Genomic DNA, 17,870 nt, shown 5'->3' on the forward strand with positions numbered 1-17,870 from the left:
CCGTGTAACGGAAATTTCTAATTCGACTCCAATCTGGGTGGGGCTTTGGCATTGACGGCCTCCGGGCCTTGGCCTATCTTGAAGCATTCAAGGGTCCTGAATGCCCGATCCCTTCTCCGCCCTTTTCCATCTGGATGTGCAGACCGTCCTGGTCCTCCTGTTCGCCGGCAACCTGGCGCTGGGGTGCCTGATCCTGCTCTTCCAGGGGATCGCCCGGGAATCCACCCATCACCTGGCCCTGCGCACCTACGCCCTGGCCCGCCTCATGCAGTCCCTCGGGTGGCTCTTCGTGCTGGAGCGGGAGCACCTGCCGGAGCCCCTGGGGGTGCTGGCCGCCGACAACCTCCTCGTGCTGGGCTTCTTCCTGGAATCCCTCGTGGCCCTGGACCTGGCGGCCATCCGCCGGCCCGGGGCCCGGTGGGCCCACATCGGGGTGACGGGCGCCGCCCTGACGGTCATGAACGCCGTCCTCCTGACCCATCCGACGCCTGCGGTCCGGGTGGCGGCCGCCACCTTCGGCGTCGCGGGCAGCCTCCTCACCCCTTCCCTCCTCTTCTTCCTGGACCGCCTGGAATCCCCCTTCCGGCGGATCCTCGGCGCGGGCAACCTGCTCTTCCTCGCCGTCCTGGGGGCGCGGACGGCCACCGGCCTGGTCTCCGGCGAGCCCGGCCTGGGCATCGCCGGCCTCACCCAGGGCCTGACCTTCCTCGTGCTCATCCTCATGCTGGTGCTCAGCGGCGCGGTGGTGCTCCTGATCGCCAAGGAGGACGCGGACCGGGAACTGCGGGAGATGGCCGTGAAGGACCCCCTCACCGGGCTCAGCAACCGGCGGGCCTTCATCCACCAGGCCTCCCGCGTCCTGGCCTACCACTGGCGGTACGGCCTGGACGCCTCGATGCTCTTCATCGACATCGACCACTTCAAGGCCATCAACGACCAGTTCGGGCACGCCGCGGGCGACGCGGTCATCGTCCACCTGGCCGGCGTTCTCCGCCAGTCCATCCGGGAATTCGACCTCCACTGCCGCTACGGCGGGGAGGAGTTCGTGCTCCTCCTGCCCAACAGCAGCGAGGAGGAGGCCCTGGCCGTCGCCGGCCGCATCCGGGAGGGGGTGGCCCGCCGCGAGGATGGGGTCCTGCCGGCGGCCTACACGGTGAGCGTGGGCGTGGCCTCCCGGCTGGAGGACCCCGCCGATCCCCTGGAGGACCTCCTGCGGCGCAGCGACGCCGCCCTCTACCGGGCCAAGCAGGCCGGCCGGGACCGCGTCGAAGTCCACGCCCCCATCGCCGGCGCCCAGTCGGCCTAGACAGCGTCCGCAACGCTGCCTGAATCCTCCGAGGGGAGCGGACGCGGCACCCGGTCTGCGGGCAATTCCCGGGCGAAGGGCTATACTTGGGGCGAAATCCCCCCGCAGGTTCCCGGCTTCGCCATCGCTCGAAGGGGAGGTGCGCCATGGCAACCCACTCCACGCTGCCCGCCACGGTCGAGGAAAGGCTGGCGGGCTGGGCCCAGATCCAGGAGCGCCGGGCCCAGGCGCCCCAACCGGCCCACCCTCCGGCGACGATCACCCTGTCCCGGCAGTTCGGCTGCGAGGGCTTCCCCCTGGCCCTGCGCCTCCAGGCACGGCTGGAGGCCGCCACCGGGCTCTCCTGGAGCGTCCTCGACAAGGCCCTCCTGGAGAAGGTGGCCCAGGACGAGGGCATCTCCATGCGCCTGCTCACCGACCTGGGGGGCGCGACCCGGTACCTCGAGGCCTTCGGCTTCCATCCCCTCGGCCGGGTGACCCAGACCCAGGCCTTCGAGAAGGTCGCCCGCGCCCTGGTGCAGGTCGCCCGGCAGGGCCGGGCCATCATCGTGGGGCAGGGGGGGGCGGTGCTCTGCCGGGGCCTGGACAACGCCTTCCACTTCCGCCTGGAAGCGGGGTTCGAATGGCGGGTGGCCTCGTACATGCGGTTCACGGGGCTGGGCCGGGAGGCGGCGGAGCACGAAGTGAAGGTCCAGACCCGCATGCGGGACCAGTTCATCCGGCAGGCCCTGGACGCGGACGTCACCGACACCGGCTACTACGATGCCGTCTTCAACAACGAGCGCCACGGCGTCGACGCCATGGCCGCCGCCATCGAGGCCTACGTGGGCGGGGCCCTGGTCTGACCCTCAGTACCGGATGCCCGGGCGCAGACCCTCCCGGGTGGCGGGGGCTGGGAGGGGGGCGGGGGTTGGTGAATCTTTCATGGAAACGGCCCGGGTCGGAGCCCGGCGGGGGGCGGCATGGGGCCGGGCCCCGGCGTGGAAGGTCCATGCGGTGATCAGGCCGAGCAGGAGCCGGCCCTTGAGGGCGGACATGGGGCCTCCGGAAGGGGGGAAGGGGGCGGCAAAGCCGAATGAATGAATTATAGTTTTTTGGGTCTTCCTGGCGAGGGGGGAGGGAACAAATTTTCCCATCCCGGCACTCCGGCCCTTCCCGCCCGGTGGGGGGACGGGGTTGGGTATCCTGGAGACGCCGCTTCCGCGAGGCTCCCATGACCCCAGGCCAGCCCGTCCCGCCCTCCTCTCCGGCCCCCCTGGGGCCCGTGCTGGATTCCCTCTGTTCGGCGGGCATGGGCTGGGAGGGCGCCCACTCCAGGCCGACCCTGCGCCGGGAGTTCCCCTCCCGCCAGGCCGTGGCGGACCTGGTGGAGGATCTGCGGTCGGTGCTCTTCCCCGGATTCTTCGGGCCCTCGGAGCTCACGGCCGAGACCCTGCGCTTCCACACGGGCGCGACCCTCGACCGGATCCTCCTGGCGCTGCGGGAGCAGGTGAAGCGCGGCATGGGCGCGGTCTGCGCCTCGGGCGAGGACGTTCCGGCCTGCCGGGAGCGGGCCCAGGCCGCGGCCGAGGCGTTCCTGGCGCGCCTGCCCGAGGTCCGCCGCAAGCTCGGCACCGACGTCGAGGCGGCCTACAACGGCGACCCCGCCCTCACCAACCCCGACGAGGCGATCTTCTGCTACCCGGGGATCCTGGCCATCACGAGCCAGCGGCTCGCCCACGAGCTCCACGTGCTGGGCGTGCCCCTCATCCCCCGCATGATCACCGAGCACGCCCACAGCGTCACCGGCATCGACATCCACCCCGGGGCCCGGATCGGGGAGGGCTTCTTCATCGACCACGGCACCGGCGTCGTCATCGGCGAGACGACGATCATCGGCCGCAACGTGCGGATCTACCAGGGCGTGACCCTCGGCGCCAAGAGCTTCCCCCTGGACGAGCACGGGAACCCCATCAAGGGCGTCGACCGGCACCCCATCGTGGAGGACGACGTCACCATCTACTCCAACGCCACCATCCTGGGCCGCATCACCCTGGGCCGGGGCGCCGTCATCGGCGGCAACGTCTGGCTCACCCAGAGCGTGCCCGCCGGCGCCGTGGTCACCCAGAGCAGCCAGTGGGCCTCCTTCCAGATCCACGGCGTCCAGGAAGGGGAGTGGTCCGCCTGGTCCATCTGAAGGGGCGGCCCCTCAGGAGCGCGCCTCCGCCCCGGCCGGGTGCGCGGACCGGATGTCGGCGGCCACCTCCTTGACGCCGTTGATGAGGAACTGCATCGCCACGGCCGCGAGGATGAGGCCCATGAGCTTGGTGACGATGCGGGTGCCGGTGCCCCCGAGCCGGGCCGTGATCCGCCGGGACTGGAGCATGAAGACGTGGATGATGAAGCCGTTCAGGAGGATCACGGCCAGGATGGCCAGGACCTCGGAGAGGCTCAGGCCCGCCACCAGGCCCATCACCGTGGACAGGGTCCCCGGGCCGGCCAGCATGGGGATGCCCAGGGGGATGATGGCCAGATCGGTGCGGCCCGCGGCCTCCTGGCTGGAATCCGTGAGGTGGGGGTCCTCCCCGTAGAGCATCCGGAAGGCCGAGACCGCCACGACGATGCCGCCCACGAAGCGCATGGCCAGGGCCGTGAACCCGAAGAAGCTGAAGATGAGCCGGCCCAGGAGGGCGAAGCCCAGCATGGCGACCGTGGCGGTGAAGCTGGCGCGGAACGCCGCCTGGCGGAACCGGGGCCGGTCCATCCCGGCCGTCATGCCGGAGAAGATCACCGAGGCGCTCGGGGGGTTGATCACCGAGAACAGGGAGGTGAAGGCGCCCAGGAGGAAGGCCCAGGTGGGGAAGGGGCGGAGGTGCAGCATGCCCCGAGTATAGGCGGGGCCGGAAGGGGGCGGCGGGAGTTCGCCTGCCTGGGTGCCTTCCTCCGTACGCGGCGGGGCCCCGGACGGTGGGCGTCCGGGGCCCCGAACTGGAGCCGGTGGAGGGATTTGAACCCCCGACCTACTGATTACGAATCAGTTGCTCTACCCCTGAGCTACACCGGCTGGGTCCTGGCGACAGGAACCTCCAGCCTAGCCGGTCCCGGGGGCCCAGGGCAAGCGGGCAATTGGTCCGCGCGCGGGGGAGCCACCGGTGCTAGGCTTCACCTGTCCAGTTCTTTCAGAGGGAGGTCTCCGCGATGGTCGCTTCCAGCAAGAAGGTGTTCGTACTCGACACCAATGTCCTCCTCCACGATCCGTCGGCCATCTTCCATTTCCAGGAACATGAGGTCGTCATTCCGATCGTGGTGATCGAGGAGATCGACACCTTCAAGAAGGACCAGACCGAGATCGGCCGGAACGCCCGCAATGTCAGCCGCCAGCTGGACAAGCTCCGCTCCCAGGGCAACCTGAGCGCGGGGGTGCCCCTGGAGGCCGGCGGCTCCCTCAAGGTGGACGTGGCCCATCACGTCCAGGACATCTCCTTCTCCTCCCTGGACAAGCACAAGGCGGACAACCAAATCCTCGGCTGCTGCATGGACCTGCTCAAGACCCGCAAGGAGCGGGTGGTCCTGGTCACCAAGGACACCAACCTGCGCATCAAGGCCGACGCCCTGGGCATGAGCGCCGAGGACTACACCACCGACCGGGTGGCCATGGACGTCCTCTACACGGGCACGGCCACCTGGACCGTGGACCCGGTGAAGCTGGACATGCTCTTCGACGGGGGCCTGCTCCCGGACGAGGCCGATCCCCTCCTCCCCAACCAGTTCGTCACCCTGGTGGACGCCACCAACGACACCCACACCGCCGTGGGCCGCTTCACGGCCTCCGACGGCCGGATCCATCCCCTGAAGCGCCTGGAGGCGCCCCCCTGGGGGGTCAAGCCCCGCAACCGGGAGCAGCAGTTCGCCCTGGAGCTCCTGCTGGACGACAGCGTCCAGGTGGTGACCCTCATGGGCAAGGCCGGCACGGGCAAGACCCTGCTGGCCATCGCCGCGGGGCTCCAGCAGGTGGTGGACGACGAGCGCTACAACAAGCTCCTGGTGAGCCGGCCCGTCATGCCCCTGGGCCGCGACCTGGGCTTCCTGCCCGGGGACGTCAACGAGAAGCTCCGGCCCTACATGCAGCCCATCTACGACAACCTGGACTTCATCGTGGCCGCCAACATGGAGCAGCGGCGCCGCTCCTCCATGACGCCCGCCCAGCTGGAGGAGGGCGGCTACATGAGCGTCGAGCCCCTCACCTACATCCGCGGCCGGTCCATCCCCAACCAGTACATCATCGTGGACGAGGCCCAGAACCTCACCCCCCACGAGGTGAAGACGATCCTCACCCGCGCCGGCGACGGCACCAAGATGGTCTTCACCGGGGACCCCTTCCAGATCGACAACCCCTACGTGGATGCCTCCAGCAACGGCCTCAGCTACCTGGCGGAGCACTTCAAGCACCAGGACCTGAGCGGACACGTGACCCTGGTGAAGGGGGAACGCAGCAGAATGGCCGAATTGGCCAGCAACCTTCTCTAGGAGGCCACCGTGGTCGCCGACGCCTCCTGGGACCAGCCCCTTCCCCCCCCCCGGAAGAAGGGCCTTTCCATCTTCGGGAAAGTGGCCATCGGGTGCGGGGGCGCCTTCCTCTGCTTCCTCCTCGCCATCGGGGCCCTCGTCTGGGTCGTCGTCTCCAAGGCGACCGGGGTCCTGGACCGGGGCTGGACGGAGGTCCGGGCCCGGGTGGAGAGCCTGCGCACCGATGACGGGGCCCGGCGCCTCTACCGGGAGAACCCGGGCCTGGCCCAGGCCTACCCCACCGAGGCCGATTTCCTGAAGGCCTGCGCCGAGTGGCGGCCGCGGCTGGGGCACATCCCCGAGAAGCGGCCGGAGCTGCTGGACCTCGCCAAGGGGAAGGGGCCGGGGGGCGTCAGCCTCCGGAGCCGGGAGGTGGACGGCAGGCAGCTCCTCACCATCCGCATGCGCATGGACACCGGCGCCAGGCTGGTCGTGGACCTGGAGGACGACAAGCTCACCGACATCCAGGTGGAGTGAGGCACATCCTGCCCGCGCCCTCTGGTTAAAAGCGTTCGATTGAGCCAATATGGCTGCATGGTCAATGCTTCTCCCCAGGACGCCCTGGAACTGCTCAAGAAAGGCACGGTGACGTGCCACACGGAGGACCTCCTCCTCACCAAGCTGAAGTCCGGCAAGCCCATGCGGGTCAAGGCCGGTTTCGACCCGACGGCCCCCGACCTGCACCTCGGCCACGGGGTGCTGCTCCGCAAGATGGCCCAGTTCCAGGAACTCGGGCACACGGTGGTCTTCCTCATCGGCGACTTCACCGGGCTCATCGGGGACCCCACGGGCAAGAAGGCCACCCGGCCCCCCCTCACCCGGGACGAGGTGCTGGCCAATGCCGAGACCTACAAGAACCAGGTGTTCCGGATCCTGGACCCGGCGCGCACGGAGATCCGCTTCAACAGCGAATGGATGGGCCCCTTCCGCGGGGAGGACTGGATCCGCCTCACGAGCCGCTTCACCCTGGCCCAGATGCTGGAGCGCAACGACTTCCAGAAGCGCATGGGCGCCAACGAGCCCATCGCCTTCCACGAGCTGCTCTACCCCATGGTGCAGGCCTACGACTCCGTCGCCCTGAAGGCCGACGTGGAGCTGGGGGGCAACGACCAGCTCTTCAACCTCATGCGCGGCCGGGACCTCATGGCGGCCACCGGCATGACCCCCCAGGTCGTCCTCACCGTGCCCCTCCTGCTGGGCCTGGACGGCGTGGAGAAGATGTCCAAGTCCCTGGGCAACTACGTCGGGTTCTTCGAAGACGCCGACACCCAGTTCGGCAAGGTCATGAGCATCACCGACGAGAACATGTGGAGCTGGTGGCTCCTGCTCACCGACCTGCTGCCCCGCGAGATCGAGGCCCTGAAGGCCGGCCATCCCATGGACGCCAAGAAGGGGCTGGCCCGGGAGATCGTCGCCCAGTTCCACGGCCAGGCCGCGGCCCGCGAGGCCGAGGAGCGGTGGATCCGGCGCTTCTCCGAGCGCAAGACCGAGGACGCCCCCGAGGTGGAGGTGGCGCCGACGGCCGGGCCCGAGTCCCTCGCCAAGCTCCTGGTGGAGCGGGGCATGGCCGGCTCCCGCAAGGAGGCCGAGCGGCTCATCCAGCAGGGCGCCGTCAGCCTTGACGGGGCCAAGGCCGCCGAGCCCCGCATGACCGTGGAGCTCCGGCCCGGCGACAGCGTGCTGGTGAAGGCCGGCAAACTGAAACTTCAGAGGTGGGTGGTGCGATGAGCCTGCTGGCCCTCCAGGATCTTTTCCGCCGTTACCGGGACCGGAGCACGGGGGTCTGGAAACTGGGCCAGGAACCAAGCCGCACCATCTATTTCGACTACGGCGACACCGTCTTCGCCTCCAGCACCCACCTCCAGGACCGGCTGACCACCATCCTGGTGGAGCGGGGCCGGGTCACCCAGGCGCAGATGGACTATGCCCTGACCAACCTCAAGCCCGGCATCAGCATCGGCAAGAACCTCATCGAGATGGGCTTCATCACCCAGCGGGACCTGCTGGACGTGGCCAAGATCCAGGTGGAGCGCATCATCCTGGGGGCCATGGGCCAGCCGGACGTCATGCCGGTCTTCGAGACCCGCGAGCTGGACGCCAACGTGGTCCGCCTCCCCCTGTCCACCCCCCAGCTGCTGCTGGCCGGCATCCTGGGCATCCAGGACCGGGAGTGGCTGCTGGAGCTGCTGGGCCCCCTCAACCAGGTGGTGGTCCTCCAGGGCCGGAGCCTCCAGGACCTGAGCCTGCCCCCGGACCTGGCCAAGCTCTCGCCCCTCCTGGACGGCACCCACACCCTGCTGGAGCTGAGCCGCGAGGCCGCGGCCGAGCCCATGCGCGTGGGGGCCTTCGCCCTCTTCCTCCGGGAGATGGGCTGGGCCCGGCTCCACGAGATGCCGCCCCTGGACCGCCAGGCCCTGGACCTGGCCCTGACGCCCGAGCCCGAGCCCCTGTCGGCGCCGCTGCCCGATCCGCCCCTGGATCCCACCCCCCAGCCCAGCCTGTTCGAGAGCATCCAGGAGGCCGCACGACCGACCACCAACCTGGAACACCTCTCCCTGGCCCTGGACGAGGAGGTCCCGCCCGCCCCGCCCGGGCTCGCGGGCCTGGACGCCCTGCCCGACCTGGAAGAGGCCGAGCCGGAGCCCTCGCCGGAGCCGCCGTCCGCGCCGGCCCCCGAACCCCTCTACCTCCCCGACGAGGTGCAGGTTCCCGGGTTCCAGGACGCCGAGCCGACCATCCGGGTGGAATCCGGCCATGCCCAGGTGCCGACCCCTTCGGTCGAACTGCCGCCCCTCCCCGAGGACGCGCTGGAGCTCACCGCGCCGCCCGTGACCCTCGCGGCGCCCCCGGACCCGACGGCGGAGCCGGACCGTGAACCCGCCGGCGAAACCCCGGCGCCCCCCGAGGAGCCCGAAGCCCCCCGGAGCGGCGCCCGGCTCTACGCCCTGGTGGGGATCGGCCTTGCCGTGCTGCTCCTCGTCGGCGCCTTCTGGGTGCGCCGCCGCCGCCATCCCGCCCCCAAGCCGCTCCCCGGCGCCCCCGTCCAGCCCGCCCCGGAGGTGAAGGGGCCAGCCGGACCGACCATCGCCGTGCCCCCCGCCCAGGAGACGCCCGCGCAGGAGGCCCCGGCGGCGGAACCCGCCGCCGCCGAAGCGTCCCCGGCCTCGGAGGCGCCGAAGGCGAAGGAGGCGCCCAAGGGTGAGGAGACCCCGAAGGCGAAGGAGGCGCCCAGGGGCAAGGAGGCCCCGAAGGCGAAGGAGGAGCCCAAGGGCAAGGGGGCCGCGCCGGAAACGGGGAAGGCGGCCACCGTGGCCGAGCGCCTCGAAGCCCTCCGCCGGGGTGATCTGGGCAAGGCCGTGGCCCAGGGCCAGCAGCGGGTGAAGGGAACGCCGGGTGGGCACTGGGCCCTGCGCCTGGAGATCGCGTGCCAGGGCGACACCATCCGGCACGTGGCCGACCTCTTCAAGGACGGCAAGCCGGACCTGTTCCTGATGCCCATGACCCTCCGGGACGGCCGGGCCTGCTACCAGGTGCTCTACGGGGACTTCCCGAGCCGGGAGGCCGCCGAGAAGGAAATCCGGCGCCTGCCGCCCACCTTCAGCGCCGACAAGAACCGGCCCAAGGCCTTCAAGTACGCCGAGATCCCCGCGAAGCAATAAAGAATTTACTCCAGTATATTAAGCCTCATACTGCAACAAGGGCCCGAATTTGTAAAATGACGGATGCCTCGGCGCGGGTGTCCATTTACAAATGGTGGATTTTGGTTATTATGGAGGACTGGGTTATTCGACAACCCAAGATCTTTCCGGAGAACCATGGATTTCAACGTGCTGTCCACCCAGAACTGGAGCAGGGCTTTCAACGTTTGGATCGAAGACATCCAAGTTGTCTGCCACCCCGTGGTGGCCGCGCCGCAGGACATCCAGCACAGCCTCCTCCGGAAGATCCGGACCCTGGTGCGCTACCCCTCCCTGGTCGTGATGCTGTTCTTCACCCTGCACTGCACCCGGCCCCAGGCCGTGCCCGTCACGCCCCTGAGCGAGCCGGCCGAGCCGACGGAGGATAGCAAGGAGCCGGTGGGCGGCCAGGTCTACGCCGAGACGGGCGAGGCCAGCTGGTACGGCGGCGCCGACGGCTTCGCCGGGCGGGAGACCGCCAGCGGCGAGCCCTTCAACCCCCAGGAACTCACCTGCGCCCACCGCACCCTCCCCTTCGGGACCCGGGTGGAGGTGCGCAGCCTCGCCACCAACCGCAAGGTCATCCTCCGGGTCAACGACCGGGGCCCCTTCGTCAAGGGCCGCATGCTGGACGTCAGCGAGAAGGCCGCCCACGCCCTGGGCATGCAGGGGGTGGGGACCGCCCGGGTGCGGATCAAGTCCGTGGACGCCCAGGGCCGGCCCGCGCCCCTGGACGCCGATGTGCTCCGGGGCAACCCCTACACCATCCAGGTGGCCGCCCTCCGGGATCCCGGCAACATCCAGCGGCTGAGCCAGGAACTCCTGAAGGTGGTCGGCCCCGTGAACCTGCAGGAGGCCCAGACCAAGGGCGGCGTCACCGTGAAGCGGGTCCGGGTGGGGAGCTTCGACCGCCTGGAAGACGCCCAGCGCACCGCCGAGGAGATCGCCCTGCTCCTGAAGGGCCGGGGCCTGGATCCCTTCATCACCCGGGAACATTGACGTGCGCGGGGGGGAGGGTCCGGCCCGGGTCTTCCTGGTGATCCCCGCCGGGGGCAGCGGCGCCCGCATGGGCGGCGGCGTCCCCAAGCAGTTCCGCGACTGGGGGGGTGTCACCCTCCTGGAGGCCACCCTGGCCGCCTTCTTTCAGCCGGGCATGCCCGCCCTGGCGGGGGTGGCCCTGGCCGTGCCGACCGACCGGCTGGCCGAGGTCCGCGGCTGGCGCCTGCCCGTACCCCTGTGGGTGACGGAGGGCGGCGCCACCCGCCAGGCCTCCGTCGCCCAGGCCCTCGCCCTGCTGCCGGAGGCCCCGGAGGCCGCCGTCCTCATTCACGACGGGGTCCGCCCCTTCCCGCCCGCGGGCCCGGTGGGGGAGGCCATCGCCGCCCTGGCCACCTGGGATGGCGCCGTGCTGGGGGAGGCCTCCACGGATACCCTCAAGCGGGTGGATCCGGCGGGCCGCATCCTCGCCACCGAGCCCCGGGAGGGGATCTTCCGGGCCCAGACCCCCCAGGTCGCTCGTCTGGATACCTGGCGGCGCGCCTTCGCCTGGGCCCGGGAGACGGGCTTCCAGGGCACCGACGACGTGAGCCTGCTGGAGGCCCAGGGCCTGCGGGTGTTGCTCGTCCCTTCGCCCTCCACCAACCTCAAATTGACGACCCCGGAGGACTGGGCGCGGTGGCACCCCGCCGCCACAGCCTGTGGTGGATCGGCCCACACCTCCCGGGCGGGTGGGAAGGCCTAATCCTTAGTAGAATCAAGGTCTTGTTGGTTGGCCTGGTTTTTGCTCATGGAAGAGCGAGGACCGTATGCACCGCAACCGCCACGCCCAGACCCTTCGCCGCGCCGTGACCCTCACGGGGCGGGGCCTGCATGGCAACCAGCCCTGCACCGTCACCCTCCTGCCTGCCGATCACGCGACCGGCCTCGTCTTCCGCCACACCCCCACGGGCGTGGAGATCCCGGCCCTGGCCGAGCACGTGGGCGACTGCAGCCTGGCCACCTCCCTGACCAAGGACGGCGTCCGGCTCCAGACCATCGAGCACCTCCTCTCCGCCCTCGTCGGGCTGGGGGTGGATCACCTGGTCATCGAGGTGGACGGCGAGGAACTCCCCATCCTGGACGGCAGCGCCGAGCCCTGGGTGCGCCTGATCCAGGAGGCCGGCCTCCGCGCCATGGCCATCTGGCCCCGCGCCCTCCGGATCCTCAAGCCCATCGAGGTCCGCCGGGGCGACAAGTGGATGCGCGTCTCCCCCTGGGACGGCCTCCGCCTGGCCTACACCATCGTCTACGACAACCCTTACATCGGCCGCCAGAGCCGGGAGCTCACCCTGACCCCCGACAAGTACCTGGCCGAGCTGGGCCGGGCCCGGACCTTCTGCCTCGAGAGCGACATCGCCTTCATGCGCAGCCGCGGGCTGGCCCTGGGCGGCAGCCTCGAGAACGCCGTGGTCTTCGGCGCCGACGGCCCCCTGAACGACGCCCTCCGGTTCGAGGACGAAGCCGTCCGCCACAAGATGATGGACCTGGTGGGCGACCTGGCCCTCCTGGGCGCGCACCTGGAGGGGTTCGTCGAGGCCCACTGCGCCGGCCACGCCCTCCACGTCGAACTGGCCCGCGCCATCCTGGCGGACCCCACCGCCTGGACCTGGGCTGACGCGGCGACGCCTGCTCGCCCGCGCCACCTCTTCCTCGGCGCCGCCGAGCCCGTCCCGGCCTGATTTCAGGCCCCGGGGCCCGTGCCCTGGGCTCGTGCCGCGTCCGCCAAGTCCCTTGGATCATCCGTACGCGATGGGAGCGGCACGTGCCGGGGGTCTGGGGGCCCGGCATGGGGCCCCCAGGGGGCGACAGTCGGGAAGGCACCGCCTTCCCGACGCCATAGGGGGCGATGCCCCCGATGGAAGTGCAGCGGCCGCTCCCCTCGGATTATTCAGGCAACTTTGCGGACGCTGCACTAGGCTTGAAGGATGGAGATGACGGACGGAGCACCTGTGCCATCGTGGGCGGCCCGGCTGGGGGCGCCCGAAGGGGGCGTCCTCGCCGGGCGCGACCTGTCGGGATTCCTGGAAGCCCTGCTGGACCCGGGCGCCACCCCCCGCATCCACGTGGCGGGGTCCCTCCAGGGCCAGTGGGCCGCGCGGATCCAGGGGGCGGGCATCGCCTGCGAGGTGCTGCGCCTGGAAACCGGAAGCGTCCTGGACACCCTCATGGACGCCCTCGCCGCGCCGGCGCCGGGGGAGCAGGTCTGGCTGGACCTGGACCGGCGCCTGGGGCCCCTGGATCTGAAGAGCCTCGATGCCTTCCTGGCCTTCGCCGCCACCCGGACCCACCCCCCCCTGGTGGTGCTCCTGCGGGACGACGCCCCCGGCCTGGTCCGGACCCAGCGGCTGGCCGTGGACCGCCAGGGGCCCGTCCTCCTCCTGAGGGAATCGGGCGAAGGGGCCTATGCCCTGGGCGCCCCCGAACACCTCGCTCGGCTGGCAGCCCGGGGCGCCGGCGGCGGGGCGCTGCCTTCGGGGTTCCGTCGGCCAGGCTCCCCGGCCCGCGACCTCCTGGTCCTGGACATCGACGGGGTGCTCATCGACCCGGGGCGCTCCTTCCACGAGGCCGTCGCCCTCGCCCTCAACGAGCTGGCCCCGGCCCTCCCGTGGGATGACGAGCACTACACGGCCTTCAAGCGCGTCGGCGGGTTCAACAACGACTTCCGGCTGGCGGCCGCGGCCCTGGCCCTGGCGGAGCGGAACGAGCTGGGCGGGCTCCGGGACGCGGCGGGGCGGGGGGGCTTCCCCCACCTGGAGGCCCGGATCCAGGCCCTGGAACCCCTGTGCCAGACGGCGATCCAGAAACACTACGTGCGCACCCGGCGCCTGGAGCGCCCCATCATCACCCGGGCGGAGCTGGAGACCTTCCCCGGGGACGTGGCCATCTTCACCGGGCGCCCGCCGGAGGAGCTCCTCCTGGCCTACCAGGTCCTGGGCTTCCGCCTCCCGGCCGTCTCCGACGCGGCCCCCCACCTGCGCAAGCCCCGGCCCGAGGGGCTGCTCCAACTGGCCGATGCCTTCCGGGCCAGCCGGGTGATCTTCGTGGGGGACACCTGCGACGACGCGTCGGCCCTCCGGGACGCCCGGGCCCTGAACCCGGAGGTGGACTGGGTCTTCGCCGCCGTGGGCCCCGACCGCCAGTGGATCGCCGCCGAGGGCGACCTGACGGCCCCCCGCCTCCGGGATCTCCTCCCCCGGCTCGCCGGAGGTCCGGGGCTTCCCTGACCCCCGGCTTCCGCGCGGGGCTCCAGACCCGGGGCCTGCGCCATGGTCAGGCCGCCAGGAGCACCGGTGACACCTTGTCCGGCCCCCTCATCCCCGGGTCCAGGTCAGGGCTTCGCGGGGGCGCGCCGCCTGATGCCCCCTCCTGGAGGGGCCCGTCCTGCTTCGGTACACTCAGCCTCCCCAGCGCCTCGGCGATGGGCTTCTCGACAGGGGCTTCGGCGCAGGTCATCCTTGCGCCGACAGGCCCTTGAGCAAGCCATCACCGAGGCGCTGAGGAGGCGCGAACGGCAGCTTCGCCTTCAACCCTGGATAGGGGTCGTCCGAATGGCTGCTAGAAGATCGGGTCGCCCGGCTTCCGGCGCCACGCTTCCGTGCGCTGCTTGCCTTCCTTCTGGGCCTTGGCGTCCTTGGCGGCGTTGGCCAGGGTCTCCAGGAGGTTGCCGCCCACGCGGGTGGCGGCGGCCTTGGTCAGCTCGGGGGTGTGCGGACGATCGGGAGCCTTGGGCTCGCCGGCCTTCTCGCGGATGACCTCCGCCTGCTCCTTGAGGCGCTTCTCGTACCACACCTTGCGCTTCGGATCCAGGACCCGGACCTTCTTGGGCTGGCCGCCCTTGCGGAGGGCGGACGCCTTGGGCTTGGTCTCGCGCCGGTCCTCGCGGTGGGTGGATTCGGGGTTGGTGGCTTCTTCCAGGATCTTGGCGAGGTCCGCCAGGCTTCCAAGGCCGCGCTGATTGCTCATGTGTAGACGAGACTCCTTCAGGGCCTCACCTTGGCCCAATCATCAAGTTTAGCGCCGCAGGTGGGCCGGGGCCAAGCTGAATTGCTCGGAAATGCAGGGGGACCTGCGGATCACCGCATGGCCTCCATGGGACTCAGGCGCATGGCGCGGAAGGCGGGATAGAGGCCGAAGACGAGGGAGAGGGCGAGGGCCACCACCCAGGCCATGATCAGTCCATAGGGGTTGACCACGAGGCCGTAGGGGAAGTTGGCGCCCAGGGCCTTGCAGAGCCCGGCTCCCGCCAGGGTCCCGGCCAGGGCGCCCAGGGCGGCCAGCACCGCGGCCTCCAGGAGGAACTGGACGAAGATCTCCTTGTCGGTGGCGCCGAGGGCCTTCCGGAGGCCGATCTCGTACCTGCGATCGGAGAATGAAATAAGCATGACTGAGAGGACGCCCACCCCCCCCACCAGGAGCACGGTGCCGGCCAGGCTGAGGAGCACCACGGTCCAGCCGTGCATCTGGTTCATGAAGTTCTGCCAGCTCCGGGCGGCCTCGGCCTCCAGGTCCACGATCTCCACATCCCGGATGCCGTGGTGGGCCTGCTTGGCGCGCCCGACGAGGAGGGCCGACACGTCCTTGAGGTCGGACTTGGATTTCAGCTTCACGGAGAGCTGGCTCAGCTTGTGGGTGGCGTCGAGGCGGTCCATGTAGGCCTCGAGGGGCACCAGCATGCCGTTGGCGTCCATCCAGGTGTCCTCGTTGAAGATCATGAGCGGCGCGAGGACGCCCACCACCCGGAAGGGGATGCCGTCGACGAGGATGTCCTTCCCGACCGGGTCGGCTCCGCCCAGGACCTTGGAGGCGAGGCTCGCGCCCAGGACGGCCACGGTGGAGCGCCGCCTCTGGTCGTCCTCGGTGAGGCCGCGGCCGGAGGCGATGCGCCGGTTCATGACGGGGATCCAGTCCGGGACGTTGCCGGTGACGAAGATGCGCTCGGTCCCGCCCGCGACGCGGACGCTGACCTGCTTGGAGGCGCGGGGCATGAAGGCCAGCACGGAAGGGTAGGGGGCCGTGAGGCGAGGCACGTCCTCCATGCGGAGGCCGGGGCTCATGGCGAAGCGCTTCTGCTCCTCGGAGGTCTCCGGGGACTTCTGCCGGATGACCACGGTGCCGTCCCAGCTCATGCCGGCGAAGCCGGTCGAGATCTTGTCCATGATGCCGTCGAGCACGGAGGTCATCACCACGAGGGCGAAGACGCCCAGCATCAGCAGGGTCAGCGTGAGGATGCTGCGCATCTTGTGGGCCCAGAGCTCGGTCAAGCCGCTGGAGACCACCTCGAGGGCCAGGGCGAGGCTGTGGCGCAGGCCGGTCCGGGGGACGGCGGGAACGGCCGTGACGCGGTTCTCCTCGCCGAGGAGGCTGAGGACGGGCTCACTCATAGCGCAGGGCCTCCATGGGGGAAAGGCGGCTGGCCTTCCAGGCGGGGTAGAGGGCGAAGGCGAAGCCGAAGACGCCGGCCAGCATGATGGCCCAGAGGAAGCTGGAGGGGCTCATGGCGAGGGGCACGCCGAGGTTGTAGGTGATGGTCCAGGAGAAGGCGATGCCGACGGTGAGGCCCGCGGCGGCGCCCAGGGCGGTGAGGAGCAGGGCCTCGGTCATGAAGGTCTTGAAGACCTCCAGGCCGCTGGCGCCGATGGCCATCTTCACGCCGACCTCGCGCACGCGCTCCTTGAGGGAGGCCATCTGGATGTTGACGTTGACGATGCCGCCCCCGATCAGCGCGAGCACGCCGGAGAGGAGGAAGACGATGTTGTAGACGGACTCCTGGCTCTCCTGCTTCCGGAGGCGGGCCGAGACGTCGTCGAGGCGGAAGTCGTCCTGCAGGCGGTGGTTGGCCTTGAGGAGGCTCGTGAGGTCCCGGCTGAAGGCCCGGATCGCGCCCATCTCGGGCAGGCGGAAGGTGACGCGGTCCGTGCGCTGGTAGCGGTCGCCCTGGAGCCGCTTCTGGACGAAGGAGGCGGGGGTGGCGATGATGCGGTTCCGCCACTGGAAGATGTTGTGCTGGTCCTCCCGGAACCGGAAGACCCGCTCCTGGAAGGTGCCCACGACCGTGAGGGGCTTGCCGCCCACGGTGATCACCCGCCCGACGGCGTCGCCGTCCGGGAAGAAGGTCTCGACGGCCTCCGCGCCGAGGATGGCGACTGGGTCGCCCTGCTCCAGCTCGGTGGCGCTGAAGGCCCGGCCCTGGGCGATGGCGTAGCCCTCCAGGGGGATGAAATCCGCGCCGATGCCGGTGATCTGGCGGTCCTGGTCGGCGGTGGGGGTCTGGGTGCGGGCGCGGGCCATGCGGCGGACCGCGACGCCGGCCACGGACTTGGCGCCGAGGTCGGCGCCCTCCTCCGCGTCCGCGTGGCGGAGGCCCAGGTTCGCGGCCTGGAGGGCCGTGGGCTGGCCGTCCTTCACGATGGCGTTGGGCTGGATGTTGAGCTTGTCGAGGCCGCCGAGCTTGACGTAGAGGCGGCTGCTCTGGGCGCGCATGCTGTCGGAGATGGAGAACCCGCCCAGCACCGAGGCCACGCCCAGGATCACGCCCAGCGCCTGGAGGACGGACCTGCCGAGGTTCTCCCGGATCTCCGCCCAGGCCTCCAGCAGCCGCTCCCGGAATGCGCCGGAAACGATCATTCGGCGCCTCCGTTGGCGATGAGGCCGTCCCTGATCTCGACGCGGCGCTGGGCCATGGCGGCGATGCCCAGGTCGTGGGTGACGAGCAGGACGGTGTTGCCCTGCCGGTTGAGGTCCTTGAAGAGGTCCAGGATCTCGGCCCCGGTGTGGGAGTCGAGGGCCCCGGTGGGCTCGTCGGCCAGGAGCATGGTGGGGCGGTTGGCCAGGGCCCGGGCGATGGAGACGCGCTGCTTCTGGCCGCCGCTGAGCTCACCGGGGAGCTTCGTGGCCTTGTCGGCCAGCCCCACCCGCTCCAGGAGCTCGAGGGCGCGCTGGCGGCGCTCCCGCCGGCCGACGCCGGCGTAGAGCATGGGGAGCTCCACGTTGCGGACGACGGAGGCCTTGGGCAGGAGGTTGTAGGCCTGGAACACGAAGCCGATCTTGGTGTTCCGGATCCGGGCCAGGTCCGAGCCGGAGAGGCCGTGGACGGGCTTGCCGTCCAGGGCGTACTCGCCCGCCGTGGGGCGGTCGAGACAGCCCAGGATGGCCATGAGGGTGGACTTGCCCGAGCCGCTGGGGCCGATGAGGGCGATGAACTCGCCGGGCTCGACGGTGAGGTCGATGCCGTTCAGGGCGTGGACGGCCGTGCCGTTGCTGCCGAAGACCTTGGTGATCTTCGTGGTCTGGATGACGGGGATCAT

At 70.6% G+C, this 17,870-nt stretch carries 17 protein-coding genes and 1 tRNA gene; 11 read left to right on the forward strand and 7 right to left on the reverse strand.

What is annotated here, in order from left to right; translation table 11 throughout:
* The first annotated feature begins 100 nt into the window (after positions 1 to 100).
* Together R2J75_RS04265 and R2J75_RS04270 are read left to right on the forward strand one after the other, a co-directional pair.
* Positions 101 to 1,306 carry a GGDEF domain-containing protein gene (locus R2J75_RS04265; RefSeq protein ID WP_316411142.1) on the forward strand — a complete coding sequence of 402 codons (1,206 nt, stop codon included), beginning with the start codon at positions 101 to 103 and terminating at the stop codon, positions 1,304 to 1,306.
* A gap of 146 nt (positions 1,307 to 1,452) precedes the next feature.
* The gene (locus R2J75_RS04270) at positions 1,453 to 2,151 is read left to right on the forward strand and encodes a cytidylate kinase-like family protein (protein WP_243345739.1); all 699 of its coding nucleotides are present in this window, start codon (positions 1,453 to 1,455) and stop codon (positions 2,149 to 2,151) included.
* 3 nt (positions 2,152 to 2,154) lie between these two features.
* Here the strand turns inward: R2J75_RS04270 and R2J75_RS04275 are convergent, their stop codons facing one another.
* Positions 2,155 to 2,343, reverse strand: coding sequence for a hypothetical protein (locus R2J75_RS04275; protein WP_243329346.1), 189 nt, complete (start codon positions 2,341 to 2,343; stop codon positions 2,155 to 2,157).
* A gap of 176 nt (positions 2,344 to 2,519) precedes the next feature.
* Between R2J75_RS04275 and R2J75_RS04280 the strand changes: the two genes are divergently transcribed.
* Positions 2,520 to 3,482 (forward strand): serine O-acetyltransferase, encoded by a 963-nt coding sequence (locus R2J75_RS04280; protein WP_243345740.1) that lies wholly within the window; start codon positions 2,520 to 2,522, stop codon positions 3,480 to 3,482.
* A 12-nt stretch (positions 3,483 to 3,494) separates the two neighbouring features.
* Here R2J75_RS04280 and R2J75_RS04285 read toward each other — a convergent pair whose 3' ends face one another.
* A complete protein-coding gene (locus R2J75_RS04285; protein ID WP_316411143.1) occupies positions 3,495 to 4,166 on the reverse strand; it encodes a MarC family protein in 672 nt (223 codons plus the stop codon).
* A 108-nt stretch (positions 4,167 to 4,274) separates the two neighbouring features.
* Positions 4,275 to 4,349, reverse strand: a tRNA-Thr gene (locus R2J75_RS04290).
* Positions 4,350 to 4,483: 134 nt separating this feature from the next.
* Between R2J75_RS04290 and R2J75_RS04295 the strand changes: the two genes are divergently transcribed.
* From R2J75_RS04295 to R2J75_RS04330, 8 genes are all read left to right on the forward strand, one after another.
* On the forward strand, positions 4,484 to 5,812 hold the full coding sequence (locus tag R2J75_RS04295) for a PhoH family protein (protein WP_243329350.1): 1,329 nt from the start codon (positions 4,484 to 4,486) through the stop codon (positions 5,810 to 5,812).
* 9 nt (positions 5,813 to 5,821) lie between these two features.
* Entirely contained in the window at positions 5,822 to 6,328 is a 507-nt protein-coding gene (locus R2J75_RS04300) for a hypothetical protein (RefSeq protein ID WP_243329352.1), read from the forward strand.
* A 57-nt stretch (positions 6,329 to 6,385) separates the two neighbouring features.
* On the forward strand, positions 6,386 to 7,579 hold the full coding sequence (gene tyrS, locus R2J75_RS04305; protein ID WP_316411145.1) for a tyrosine--tRNA ligase: 1,194 nt from the start codon (positions 6,386 to 6,388) through the stop codon (positions 7,577 to 7,579).
* Positions 7,576 to 9,510: a hypothetical protein gene (locus R2J75_RS04310; protein ID WP_316411146.1), complete on the forward strand. Its 1,935-nt coding sequence runs from the start codon at positions 7,576 to 7,578 to the stop codon at positions 9,508 to 9,510. The genes tyrS and R2J75_RS04310 overlap by 4 nt, the downstream gene beginning before the upstream one ends.
* A gap of 156 nt (positions 9,511 to 9,666) precedes the next feature.
* On the forward strand, positions 9,667 to 10,527 hold the full coding sequence (locus R2J75_RS04315) for a septal ring lytic transglycosylase RlpA family protein (RefSeq protein ID WP_243329358.1): 861 nt from the start codon (positions 9,667 to 9,669) through the stop codon (positions 10,525 to 10,527).
* 1 nt (position 10,528) lies between these two features.
* A complete protein-coding gene (locus R2J75_RS04320; RefSeq protein ID WP_316411147.1) occupies positions 10,529 to 11,269 on the forward strand; it encodes an IspD/TarI family cytidylyltransferase in 741 nt (246 codons plus the stop codon).
* A gap of 64 nt (positions 11,270 to 11,333) precedes the next feature.
* The gene (lpxC, locus tag R2J75_RS04325; RefSeq protein ID WP_243329363.1) at positions 11,334 to 12,245 is read left to right on the forward strand and encodes a UDP-3-O-acyl-N-acetylglucosamine deacetylase; all 912 of its coding nucleotides are present in this window, start codon (positions 11,334 to 11,336) and stop codon (positions 12,243 to 12,245) included.
* Between the two features lie 270 nt (positions 12,246 to 12,515).
* Positions 12,516 to 13,790 (forward strand): HAD family hydrolase, encoded by a 1,275-nt coding sequence (locus R2J75_RS04330; protein WP_243329366.1) that lies wholly within the window; start codon positions 12,516 to 12,518, stop codon positions 13,788 to 13,790.
* A gap of 331 nt (positions 13,791 to 14,121) precedes the next feature.
* Here R2J75_RS04330 and R2J75_RS04335 read toward each other — a convergent pair whose 3' ends face one another.
* The 4 genes from R2J75_RS04335 to R2J75_RS04350 all read right to left on the reverse strand — a co-directional run bounded on the left by R2J75_RS04335 (position 14,122) and on the right by R2J75_RS04350 (position 17,870).
* Positions 14,122 to 14,529 (reverse strand): hypothetical protein, encoded by a 408-nt coding sequence (locus R2J75_RS04335; protein ID WP_243329368.1) that lies wholly within the window; start codon positions 14,527 to 14,529, stop codon positions 14,122 to 14,124.
* Between the two features lie 110 nt (positions 14,530 to 14,639).
* The gene (locus R2J75_RS04340; protein WP_243329371.1) at positions 14,640 to 15,947 is read right to left on the reverse strand and encodes an ABC transporter permease; all 1,308 of its coding nucleotides are present in this window, start codon (positions 15,945 to 15,947) and stop codon (positions 14,640 to 14,642) included.
* Positions 15,940 to 17,190: an ABC transporter permease gene (locus tag R2J75_RS04345; RefSeq protein WP_243329372.1), complete on the reverse strand. Its 1,251-nt coding sequence runs from the start codon at positions 17,188 to 17,190 to the stop codon at positions 15,940 to 15,942. The genes R2J75_RS04340 and R2J75_RS04345 overlap by 8 nt, the downstream gene beginning before the upstream one ends.
* Positions 17,187 to 17,870 carry an ABC transporter ATP-binding protein gene (locus tag R2J75_RS04350; protein WP_243329374.1) on the reverse strand — a complete coding sequence of 228 codons (684 nt, stop codon included), beginning with the start codon at positions 17,868 to 17,870 and terminating at the stop codon, positions 17,187 to 17,189. The genes R2J75_RS04345 and R2J75_RS04350 overlap by 4 nt, the downstream gene beginning before the upstream one ends.

Origin of the sequence: Mesoterricola sediminis, assembly GCF_030295425.1 — a bacterium.
GTDB lineage: Bacteria > Acidobacteriota > Holophagae > Holophagales > Holophagaceae > Mesoterricola > Mesoterricola sediminis.